Annotated in this window: 5 protein-coding genes; 3 read left to right on the top strand and 2 right to left on the bottom strand. The window is 65.0% G+C overall.

Annotated elements, in window-relative coordinates; translation table 11 throughout:
- Positions 1–59: 59 nt before the first annotated feature.
- Both K5658_RS17610 and K5658_RS17605 read right to left on the bottom strand, forming a co-directional pair.
- Positions 60–1,922 (bottom strand): hypothetical protein, encoded by a 1,863-nt coding sequence (locus K5658_RS17610; protein ID WP_221064396.1) that lies wholly within the window; start codon positions 1,920–1,922, stop codon positions 60–62.
- 243 nt (positions 1,923–2,165) lie between these two features.
- Positions 2,166–2,882: a DUF642 domain-containing protein gene (locus K5658_RS17605; RefSeq protein WP_221067018.1), complete on the bottom strand. Its 717-nt coding sequence runs from the start codon at positions 2,880–2,882 to the stop codon at positions 2,166–2,168.
- Positions 2,883–3,241: 359 nt separating this feature from the next.
- Between K5658_RS17605 and K5658_RS17600 the strand changes: the two genes are divergently transcribed.
- The 3 genes from K5658_RS17600 to hypF all read left to right on the top strand — a co-directional run bounded on the left by K5658_RS17600 (position 3,242) and on the right by hypF (position 11,809).
- Positions 3,242–7,558, top strand: coding sequence for an EAL domain-containing protein (locus K5658_RS17600; RefSeq protein ID WP_221064395.1), 4,317 nt, complete (start codon positions 3,242–3,244; stop codon positions 7,556–7,558).
- A gap of 426 nt (positions 7,559–7,984) precedes the next feature.
- Positions 7,985–9,469, top strand: coding sequence for a sodium:proton antiporter NhaD (gene nhaD / locus K5658_RS17595; protein WP_221064394.1), 1,485 nt, complete (start codon positions 7,985–7,987; stop codon positions 9,467–9,469).
- A gap of 60 nt (positions 9,470–9,529) precedes the next feature.
- A complete protein-coding gene (gene hypF / locus K5658_RS17590; protein ID WP_246628484.1) occupies positions 9,530–11,809 on the top strand; it encodes a carbamoyltransferase HypF in 2,280 nt (759 codons plus the stop codon).
- Position 11,810 lies beyond the last annotated feature (1 nt).

Here is an 11,810-nt window from a genome sequence, read left to right as displayed (position 1 = left end):
GGCACAGGCCGGGCCCGCCCCGGGATATGGAGCGGCGGCAGGTCGCGGCCCGCCCCCGCTCAATAGGCCAACTGGAACCGGGTGAAGAACACCTTTTCCATGGGCCGGTCCACCACCTGCTTGGCGCTGTTGACCGCGCCGCCCTGGAAATAGGTCTGCTCGTAATCGGCCATGATCTTGGTGTTCTGGTTCAGCCACCAGCTGGTGCTGATGCCCCAGGTCGTGGCGTGTTGCACCGAGGCGCGGGGGTCCGCGAACAGGTACACGGGCTTGCTGCCGGTGCCGAAGTTCTTGAAGGTGTCCTTGTCGATGTCCAACTCGGTCCAGCGGGTGCCGACCTGGAACGCGCCCCATTGTCCCTCGAAGGGGTTGAAGTTGTGGCTGGGTTTCACGCCCATGAAGGTGTTGTCCTCGCCGGTCAGCACATAGGACATGGAGACATGCCAGGCTTGGTTGTTCTGCCGGGTCTGGTTCACCGTCACGGGCTGGCCCGCCGCCACCGTGGTCGTGGTCTTGCTGGTGGTGCGGGTGGTGTTGGGGGCCACGGTGCTTCTCACGTCGGTCTTGACGGCGGTGGTGGTGGAGTCGGTCTGCTGCACCGCCAAGTCCTGCGAGGACAGCGCGTATTCGGCCATCAGCCCGAACGGCCCCCAGTACCAATAGCCTTGCGGGGCGAGATGGTATTGCTCGCCGTTCGACATCGCGGCGGAGAAGGCGGTGCTGGAGGTCGTGGTGGTGGTGGTGATCGTGGTCTGGCCGGTGGCGGGCGTGTTGGACTGGGTCGCCGCCGTGGCGACGCTGCTGCCGGTGAGGGTGGTGCCGGTGGCATAGCTCAGGATGGTGTTCTGGCCCACCGACAGCAGGCTGGGCATATTGTTCTGCCGGGTCGGCGTGGCGTAGGTGCCCGCGAAACCGAGCCCCAGGCCGTCCAGGGCGGCGATGCCGGAATGCTGGAACGGATGCGCGAACAGGCGTCCCTCGAAGGCCTTGTTATCGAAGTTGGCCGTGTCGGAGTTCTGCGTCGCCTGGTTGTCCAGCGTGCCGTTGTAGACGCCGACTTGGTAGGTGAAGAAGTTCGCGAGGTTGTTGGGGCCGCGGTATTGCGGCTTGTAGCCGGGATAGCCGAATTCGCCGTGCAGCATCGCGCCGATTTCGCGGTTGGGCACGATCTCGCTGACATAGGCGCGCTCGGCGAACACCAGGTTGGTGGCGGCCAGGGCGCGTTCCAGGCCCACCGGCCCGCGCTGCTTGCCCACCGACAGGCTGGCGAACGGGAAGTAATGCATGTCCATGTAGGCGTCGAACAGCCGCGCCTGGCCCTGGCCGAAATCGACCCCGATCAGGAAATCGTTGTATTTGAACAAGGTGCCGCCGGTTTGCAGGCGGGCGCGGCGCACCCAGAATTTATCCGTGCCCAGCCCGGTGCCTTCCTGGATCGGATTGGGCTTGCCGCTGGCGTTGAGCCCGACGCCGACATCGTTGGAGTGTTTGTCGTCCATGAAGAAATCGCCATCCGTCTGCACATAGCCGCGCAGGAACAATTGATGGTCGCCGTTCGCCGATTTGATGCGGAACCCGGTCGAGGGGTCGGCCTCGACGGTGGCGGTGGTTTTCTTGGCGGCTTCCACGGTTTCCTTGTCCACTTCCAGTTTGCGTTCCACCAGCCTGATTTTCTGGTCCAGGGCTTTGAGGTCCGGGGTATTCGTCCCCGGTTGGGCGGCGCTGGCCGCCGCCGGTTGCGCCGCCAATTGTTTGCGTAGGCGGGCGTTCTCGCTTTCGGATTTTTCCAGCCGTTGTTCCATTTCCATCACCCGCTTTTCCATGGCTTCCATGCGTTCCTCGAAGCTCGTGGCCGAACTGGCCGAGGGGATGGCGAGCCAGAGTCCGGTTCCGGCCAGGGCCAGGGTTATATTTTTATTCATCGCGACCTCAGTAGTGGTAGTCGGTTCGCGTGCCACATTGGGGCAGCGCCAAGGCGGGCGTGGGAATGCGCCCCATTATGATGCGGGAATCCGGCCCGCTATTTATTTAAGGTGTTAACGATGCAGATAGCAAGCCAAAGGCGGGAACCGGGAGGGAGAAAGGCGGGGAAGGAGACGGAGGGATTCGGTGGAATCCGGGGCCGCTGGAGAACGGAGCCCGGATTCCCGGCGGTCCAGCCTGGATTAGGCGGCCAACTCAAGCAGTTTGCCGCGGCGGCTCCGGGTCAGAACGGACACCGCGCCAATCGCCAATAGCGCAAGCGAGCCCGGTTCGGGCGTGGCGGAGGGCGGTGGCGGGGTTATATCGGTCAGGCTGATGCCGTCGATCAAGGTGAGTGGGCTTAAGCCGGGGGAACCCATCGCGATAAAGGACAGGGTTTGGGACGTTGATGCGGCGGTAAAGGTGGCGTTGACGGACAGCCAACCGCTGAAGCCTTGGCTTGCATTAAATGTGGACACGTTCGTGGAGTCGCTGCCAAAGTCCACGCTGATACTTTGCGTGGTTGCGCCCGAGGCGGCGCTCAGTTGGGCAGCCGCCCATTCAAACGCCAAGGCGTATTGATTGCCTACCGTCAATCCGTTGATCGTTTGCGATATCCCCGCGGTGCCGACATCACTCTGCAAGCCCAGGAAGAAGCCGCCGTTCGTGCTGCCGGTGAAACCATTGTTCATGCCATTGTCGGGACCCCAAATATTGTATGGGTTGCTGGTCGAATCGTCGGCAGTGGTATCGAGGATGTAGGCGGTTGCCGAGCCGTCTAGGGTCCAGCCCGTGGCCGAACTACTGCCGAAGCCACCGTTCGATTCGAAATCGCCGTTGACCAGGCCCGCCTGGGCACCGGAGGCGGTGGCCATGGCGAGGAGCAGCCCCGCCAGGTGGAAGAGAGATGGATTTTTCATAGAGAGAATCTCTGGATTGAAATTATAAAAATGCCGTTGATGCCGGAATCCGGCAGGTCGCGTTGGGACCGGAACGGGTGGATGCGCTTTTTCCTATGGTTGTCCATTCCGATGCGTTATCGGGTCTACATCGGCACTGGCGGTGGTAGCTTAACAGAGCTAGTAGTTGGCAAGAATCCAGCCGCACCATTTGCCAAGTTCCCCCGCCATTCCGTCTTGTCCAGGCCCGGGATGCCGCCGTGCTGACCCGACAATAAACCGCTATTACCGCTATGGAAAGACGGGGTCGGATGAATTTATCCCATCGGGCGCAATCGAAGGAAAAATAATCCACTTCCGCCCCAGAACACCATGCCACCATGAAGGATGTCCGGGCTTGCCTAAGGAAGAACAGCCAGACGCTGTGGCTGGCTGTCTTGTTGGTGTTCGTCCCGGTCCTGCTCGGTGGCGTCGCCTATTATTTCCTCCGCGCATCGGCCCGCGCCGAGACCCAGGACCAGCTCCGCACCGTGGCCCGGCTCAAGGCCGAGCGCATCGGGGCCTGGCTTGGCGAAAGCCGCACCCAGGTCGAAATCCTGGCCCATGGCGCCCAGTTCCTGGAGCGCCTGCGCCGGTATTTCCGCAACGGCGAGACCGATACCGGGGATTTGCTGGAGCGCAACGAGTACATGCGGGGAATGTTCGGGTTCAAGTCGGTCTTGCTGCTGGACGGGCGGGGCCGGGTGTTCCTGGCGAGCGGCGACCCCGACCCGCCCGCCGCCGTGGACCGCGTCCTGGCCGAAGCGCGGACGCCCGGCGTCCACTGGTACGACCTCGCCTTGGAACACGACGCCCGCGGCGCGGCGCGGGTCGAGTTCGGCCTGTTCAGCCGCGTCGCCCTGGACCCCGCCCTGCCGCCCCTGGTCTTGTACGCCCGGATCGACGCCCGTCAATTCCTCTATCCCCTGGTCCGCTATTGGCCCACCGACAGCCCCAGCGCCGAAACCCTGCTGGTGCGCCGCGAGGGCGGGGCGGTGGTCTTCCTCAACGAACTGCGCCACCGCCCGGATATGGCGCTGACGTTCCGCCTGCCCTGGGCGGAGGCCGTCGGGGAGCGGGTCGTCGCCGGGCTCGCGCTGGATGGGCGGCGGGGCATCCTGGAAGGGGTGGATTACCGCCGGGTTCCTGTCCTGGCCTACGCCCAGCCCATCGCCGGCACGCCCTGGATCATGGTGTCGAAGATGGACCGCGACGAGGCCTACGCCATGGTCAACCGTTTGTCGCTGATGACGGCGGGGTTGGGTTTGGTGTTCATCTCCGGGGTGTTCCAAGCTTTCCTGTTGTTCCGGCGCTCGGAATCGCGCCGGCGCGACCTGGAACGCCAGATCATGGCGAACCATTTCGACTACCTGAGCAAGTATGCCAACGACGCCATCCTCCTGGCCGATGCCGACCGCCGTATCATCGAGGTCAACGACCGGGCCATGCAGTTCTACGGCTATGCCCGGCAAGAATTGCTGGGGATGCGGATCGACGATCTCCGGGCCGAGGGGGAACGCCCGCTGGTCGAGCCGCAATGGCGGAAATTGCACGAAGCGGGGGCGTCGGTGTTCGAGACCGTCCACCGGCGCAAGGATGGCAGCGCCTTCCCGGTGGAAAGCAGCCTGCGGGTGATCGAACGGCCAGGGCTGCGGTTCTACCAGGATATCGTGCGCGACATCACCGAGCGCCGCTTGGCCCAACAGAACATCGAGCGGCTCAACCAACTCTACCTGCTGCTATACCGGGCCAACGACGCCATCGTCCGGGCCCGGCGTTCCGGCGATATGTTGGCCGAGGTGTGCCGGGTGATCGTCGAGACCGGCGGTTTCCTATGGGTCTGGGTCGGTTTGAAGGAACCCGGCTCGCGCAAGCTCCGCTCCGCCGCCCAGGCCGGAGCGCCCGGTTTTCCCGGCGAAACCGCCGCGCTCGCCCAGGCCCGGTGCTGGGAAGGGCAGGGACCGCCCAGATTGGCTTTGCGCCTGGGGCGGCCCTATGTCTGCAACGATGTGGCGGCCGATCCCAGCGTCTACGCTTGGCGCGACCAAGCCGGGCTGGCCCGTATCCTGGCTTGCGCCGCCTTTCCCATCGCCGGGCCGGAAGGCCATTGCGGCGTGCTGTGCGTGGGCAGCGACCGGGCCAACGCCTTCGACCACGAAACCGTGAACCTCCTGACCGAACTGGCCGCCAGCGTGTCCCAGGCCCTGGGCCGGTTCCGGATCGAGCAGCAAAACGAAGCGTCCGTGGCCTTGCTGCGCGACCGCGAGGAGCGGCTGAGCTTGGCGATGCAGGCCGGCAATACCGCGCTGTTCGATTTCGACATCGCGGCCGGCGAAAGCCGGGTGTCGCCGGAATATCCGAGGATGTTGGGCTACGATCCGGCCAGTTACCAGGAAAGCTATGCCGGATGGGTCGAGCGCCTGCACCCCGACGATTTGGGGGTGGTCGAAATCTTGCACCAATACTTGGCGGGCGGGGCGGCCGGCTACCACGTCGAATACCGCCAGCGCACCGCCGGTGGGGATTGGCATTGGATCCTGGCCGTGGGCAAGGTCACGGAATATTCCCCCGCGGGTAAACCCCTGCGCCTGATGGGCACCTTGACCGATATCCATTCCCTTAAAACCACCGAGCAAGCCCTGCGCGACAGCACCGAGCGCTACGGCCAGTTGTTCCGGCTGATCCCGGAACCCTTGTGGGTCTATGACTGCGGGAGCCTCGCCATCCTGGAGGCCAACGAGGCGGCGGCGCGGCGCTATGGCTACGCCCCGGAGGAATTCGCCCGGCTGGGCCTGGCCGACCTGTGGCCTGGGGCCGGTTGCGACAACCATCGGGCGGCGCGGGCGCGGCACTGCCGCAAGGACGGCACGGCGGTCGAGGTCGAGGTGTATTCGCTGCGGATGCGCTATGGCGACCGCGACGCCGGCTTGGTGCTGGCCATCGATATCGGCGAGCGTTTGCGCTACGAGGCCAGGTTGCGGCTGGCGGCCCAGGTTATCGAGAGTAGCAACGAGGGCATCATGATCGCCGACCGCGACAACCGCATCGTCTCGGTCAATCCGGCCTTCGCCGAGGCCACCGGCTACAGCGCCGCCGAGGTCGTCGGCCAGAATCCCAAGCTGCTCAAATCGGGCCGCCACGACCACGAGTTCTACGCCCGGTTGTGGCAAACCCTCGACAGCGCCGGCGCTTGGCGCGGCGAAATCTGGAACCGCCACAAGGACGGCCATTTCTTCCCGGAGTGGCTGTCGATCAGCACCATCCGCGACGAACAGGGCGAGGTCCAGAACTACATCGGCATCTTCACCGATATCAGCGAACACAAGCGCAACGAAGAGCGCATCCGCCACCTGGCCTATTACGACGCCCTCACCAACCTGCCGAACCGGGCCTTTTTCCGCGAGCGCCTCGCCGCCGCCCTGGCCCACGCCGAACGGGAAGGCGAACCCATGGCGGTGTTCGTGCTGGACCTCGACCATTTCAAGCACATCAACGATTCCCTGGGCCATTTGATCGGCGACGCCTTGTTGCAGGAGGCCGCCCGGCGGATGCGGGCGGCGGTCAGGGAACAGGACACCGTGGCCCGGCCCGGCGGCGACGAATTCATGTTGATCCTGCCCGGCACCGATGCCGACGGGGCCGCGCATACGGCGCAGAAGATCGTCAAGGCGCTCAGCCGGCCAATGCGGATCGAGGGCCACGAATTGCACATCAGTGGCAGCCTCGGGATCAGCCTCTACCCGGACAACGGGCAGGCGGGCAGCGATTTGATCGGCAACGCCGACGTGGCGATGTACCGGGCCAAGCAGCGGGGCCGCAATGCCTACCAGTTCTTCACCGAGGAAATGCAGCGCGAGGCGGTCGACGCGCTGACCCTGGAACAGCATCTGCGCCAAGCCCTGGGCGGCGACGAATTGCGCCTGCATTACCAACCCCAGATCGATATCCGCGATGGGCGGGTGGTGGGCTGCGAGGCTTTGCTGCGCTGGGCGCACCCGGAATGGGGCGAGGTCGCGCCGTGCCGCTTCATCCGCGTGGCCGAGGAGAGCGGCTTGATCCGGGATTTGGGGCTGTGGGTCTTGCGCCGCGCCGCCCGCCAGTTGAAGGACTGGGCCGACGCCGGCCATACGCCCTTGCCGACCTCGGTGAATGTCTCGGCCTTGCAGTTCCACCACGATGGCCACCGCAGCGCCATCGGCGAGCAAGTGGCGCGGGTGTTGGCCGAAACCGGCATCGCCCCGGAATGGCTGGAACTGGAAATCACCGAAACCGGGCTGATGGAGGACCACGAACAAACCACCCGCAGCCTCAACCAACTCCGGGACATGGGGGTCCGGGTCGCCATCGACGATTTCGGCATCGGCTATTCCAGCCTCAACTACCTCAAGCGCTTCCCGGTCAGCCGTTTGAAGATCGACCAGTCCTTCGTGCGCGATATCGCCGTGGACCCAGGGGACGAGGCCATCATCGACACCATCATCCAACTGGGGCGGAATTTCGGCCTCAAGGTGATCGCCGAGGGCGTGGAGACCGGCCAGCAATTGGAGAAGCTCCGCGCCAAGGGTTGCGACCAGGCCCAGGGGTTTTATTTCAGCCGGCCCTTGCCCGCCGACCAACTCGGCGCTTGGCTGCGCGGGGACCGGGCCGGGTCGGCTTGAGGCCCGTCCCGTCCGGTTCCCATGCCCCTATCTTCCGGCGCGGTCTCGCCTGCCCGTCCTGCCGTCCCGGCGGGAGGACGATATTTTTCCCGGCTAGGCATGGCTAGCCGGGGCCGTGTTCTTTCATAATGGCCGGATAACGCGCCGCCCCGCCATTTTTCTCCACAGGCATGAAACTTTTCCGATAAAAACGCTTCCTTGGGAGGAGCGGGCGGGCTGGGCCATGACGTGCGGATGGTCGCCGTGACGGTGGAGGTTCCTCCGCCAGGGTGGGACCGTTCCCCCGGCGGGAAGCCGCCAACCCGCCGGACCGCCGACTTCCAGGCCCATCACAATAACCATCCGCGCATCCGCCATCCCGGATTTTCGACGAATAAGGAGAACCCTATGCCTCCAGCGCCTTCCCCAGCCGTGGGAGCCACATCCATGCACGTCCATTCCCGCCGACCCGCCCCGGAGTTGGGAGCGGCCTGGGCCGGTGCCGCGCTTTTGGCCGGTGTGTTCCTGCCCTGGCCGGTCTGGCCGGCGGAAGCGGCGACCCCGGTCCCGCTCGATCTGACCCGGCATTGGGTGGGTTATGCCTCGGTGGCGATTTTCTTCCTGGCCTATGCGCTGGCGATGCTGGAAGAATCCACCATGCTGCGCAAATCCAAGCCCATGCTGTTCGCCGCCAGTTTGATCTGGGGTTTGATCGCCAGCACCTATGTGTCCCAAGGTATGGGCGATGAATCGGGGCGGGTGTTCCGCTCTTCCTTGGAAGGCTATGCCGAGTTGTTCCTGTTCATCCTGGTGTCGATGACCTATCTGAACGCGATGGAGCAGCGCGGGGTATTCGACAACCTCAGGATTTGGCTGTTGAGCAAGGGCTTCGGCTATCGCAAGCTGTTCTGGATCACCGGCATCCAATCCTTCCTGCTGTCCTCGGTGTGCAACAACCTCACTACCGCCTTGCTGATGGGGGCCGTGGTCATGGCGATGGCAAAGAAGAATCCCCGCTTCGTCTCGGTCGCCTGCGTCAATATCGTGGTTGCCACCAATGCCGGCGGCTCCTTCAGCCCGTTCGGCGATATCACGACTTTGTTGGTGTGGCAGAAGGGCATGGTGCCGTTCACCCATTTCTTCGATCTGTTCATTCCTTCCGTCGTCAATTTCCTGGTGCCCGCCACCATCATGCATTTCTGGGTGCCCAAGCAATATCCGGCCTCGGCCGGCCGGCCCCGGCCTTTGCAACATGGGGCCATGGGCATCATCGTCTTGTTCATCCTGACGATCATCACGGCGGTGGGTTTCGAGAATTTCCTGAAACTGCCGCCCGCCGCCGGGATGTTGGCAGGGCTCACCTATCTGAGTTTTTATTTTTATTACCTGTTCAAAATGCGGGCGGGGTATAAAACCGAGCATCCGGGGGAAAGCGCGGTCCTCGCCGAGGAAAGGCTGGAGATTCCCTATGATATCGAAGAAAACAAACAGCGCTTCGATGTCTTCCATAATGTGGCCCGGCTGGAATGGGATACCTTGCTGTATTTCTATGGGGTGATGGTCAGCGTGGGCGGTTTGAGTTTCATCGGCTATTTGGCCTTGGCCTCGGATTTCCTGTATACCGACCTCGATCCGATCTATGCCAATATCCTGGTCGGCATCGTATCCGCCTTCATCGATAACGGCACCATCATGTATGCCGTGCTGACCATGAATCCGCCGATTTCCGAGGGCCAATGGCTCTTGGTGACGCTGACCGCCGGGGTCGGCGGGAGTTTGTTGGCGATTGGGTCGGCGGCGGGCGTGGGTTTGATGGGGCAGACCAAGGGGGCTTATTCCTTCATGACGCATTTGAAATGGACGCCGGTGATCGCCTTGGGTTATGCCGCCAGTATCGGCGTGCATTTGTTACTCAACCAGGACTTGTTTTGAGCCGGGGCGGGCTGGGGGCGGATGGCTCCATCCGGTTGGCGATGCGATGAGGAATCGGCCTTGACCGGAATCCTGGCCCAGCGCATCTTGGTCACGGGCCGCGTGCAAGGTGTCGGCTTCCGGCCTTTCGTCAGCCGCATCGCCCAGGAATACGGGCTGGCCGGTTGGGTGTTGAACCGGGGCGGGCGGGTGGATATCCGGGTCGAGGGGTCCGCCCCTGCCTTGGAAGCCTTCGGGCGGGCCTTGATCGAACGCGCCCCGCCCCTGGCCCGGCCCGATCCGCCCCGCGTGACCGTGGTGGAACCCCAAGGTCTACAGGGTTTCGCCATCCAACACAGCGCGACCGATCCCCGCGCCGATGTCCATCTCCCGCCCGATTATTTCGTCTGCGACGATTGCCTGGCCGAAATGCGCGACCCGGCCCAGCGCCGCTACCGCTATCCCTTCATCAACTGCACCCAGTGCGGTCCCCGCTACACCCTCATCGAACGCTTGCCCTACGACCGGCCCCATACCGCCCTGGCCGGTTTCCCGCTGTGCCCGGATTGCCTGGCCGAATACAGCGACCCCGCCGACCGCCGCTACCATGCCCAGCCCTTGGCCTGCGCCCGCTGCGGCCCCGGCTTGGTTTTCCGCCAACCCGGCCAGGGCGATAGCGTGGGCGACGAAGCGGCGCTCGCGGCCTGCCTCGGCGCGTTGCGGGCCGGATTGATCGTGGCGGTGAAGGGGGTGGGCGGTTATCACTTGCTGTGCGACGCATTGGACCCCGGCCCGGTCCTGCGGCTGCGGGAGCGCAAGCACCGGCCCCATAAGCCCTTGGCGGTGCTATTGCCCTGGCAGGGCGGGGATGGCCTGGATTGGGCGCGGCGGGTGGCCGAGCCGACCGCCGAAGAACGGGAGGCGCTGCGCTCGCCCCTGCGCCCCATCGTGCTGGTGCGGAAGCGCATGGATTCGCCCCTGGCCGGAGCCGTGGCTCCCGGACTCGACGAAGTCGGCCTGATGCTGCCCTACAGTCCGTTGCATCATCTGCTGGCGGAAGGCTACGGCGCTCCCTTGGTGGCGACTTCGGCCAATTTGAGCGGCGAGCCGGTCCTGACCGAGGCCGCAGAAGTGGAAGCCCGCCTGGGCCGGGTGGCCGATGCCTTCCTGCACCACAACCGGCCCATCCTGCGCCCGGCGGACGATTCGGTGTTCCGCCGCGTCGCGGGCCGGGTCCGCCCGATCCGCTGCGGGCGCGGACTGGCCCCGCAGGAAATAGCGTTGCCCTTCCGCTTGGAACGGCCCCTGCTGGCGGTGGGCGCGGACCTCAAGAATACCGTGGCGCTGGCGTTCGATGACCGGGTGGTGGTGTCGCCGCATATTGGCGACCTGGGCACGGTGCGGAGCGCGGAGGTGTTCGGGCGGGTGGTGGCCGATCTGTCCGCGCTCTATGGCGTCGAACCGGCCTTGATCGTCCACGACGCCCATCCGGGTTATCGCTCGGCGCGTTGGGCGCAGGCCAGGAACCTGCCGTGCTGGCCGGTGTTCCATCATCACGCCCATGCCTCCGCCCTGGCCGGGGAATGCGGCTGGCTGGACGGGCCATCCTTGGTGTTCGCCTGGGACGGCACCGGCTACGGCGAGGACGGCACGGTCTGGGGCGGCGAGGCTTTGCTGGGCGCGCCCGGCGCGTGGCGGCGGGTGGGTTCGTTGCGCCGGTTCCGGCTGCCCGGCGGCGACAAAGCCAGCCGCGAAGCCTGGCGCTGCGCCCTGGCCCTGTGCTGGGAAACGGGCCGGGACTGGCCGGAGCGCCCCAAGGATTCCGGCCTATTGCGCCAAGCCTGGGAACGTGGCTTGAACTGCCCGTCGGCGAGTTCGGCGGGCCGTTTGTTCGATGCCGCCGCCGCCTTGATCGGCGTGGCGCTGGAATCCAGCTACGAAGGCCACGCGGCCATGCGCTTGGAAACCCTGGCCCGCCCCGGTGCCGAACCCATGCCCTTGGCTTTGGCGCGGAACGCCGGGGGCGTGTGGATCTCCGATTGGGCGGGTTGGCTACCGATGTTGATGGATACAGGCTTGGCTCCGGCGGAACGGGCTTCGATCTTCCATGCCAGCCTGGCCCGGTTGATCGCCGGGCAGGCGGAAGCCCTCCGGGCCGAGCATGGCGTGGACCGGGTGGGGCTCTCGGGCGGCGTGTTCCAGAACCGGCTGCTGACCGAACTGGCGGTGGCGGAATTGACCGGGCGGGGTTTCGTGGTGGGGCTGCACCGCGACATCCCGGCGGGGGATGGCGGCATCAGTTATGGGCAGGTGATCGAAGTGGGGCGGCGGGCCTCAAGCCCCCGTAGCCCGGATAGTTGAA

Source organism: Methylomagnum ishizawai, assembly GCF_019670005.1.
In the GTDB taxonomy this organism is placed as follows: domain Bacteria; phylum Pseudomonadota; class Gammaproteobacteria; order Methylococcales; family Methylococcaceae; genus Methylomagnum; species Methylomagnum ishizawai.
This window is presented reverse-complemented; position numbering and strand designations above follow the sequence as displayed.

What these genes read in the sequence shown, in the direction of transcription:
- K5658_RS17605 (WP_221067018.1), bottom strand. Translation starts at nt 2,882, where the DNA reads ATGAAAAATCCATCTCTCTTCCACCTGGCGGGGCTGCTCCTCGCCATG.
- K5658_RS17600 (WP_221064395.1), top strand. Translation starts at nt 3,242, where the DNA reads ATGAAGGATGTCCGGGCTTGCCTAAGGAAGAACAGCCAGACGCTGTGG.
- nhaD (WP_221064394.1), top strand. Translation starts at nt 7,985, where the DNA reads ATGCACGTCCATTCCCGCCGACCCGCCCCGGAGTTGGGAGCGGCCTGG.
- K5658_RS17610 (WP_221064396.1), bottom strand. Translation starts at nt 1,922, where the DNA reads ATGAATAAAAATATAACCCTGGCCCTGGCCGGAACCGGACTCTGGCTC.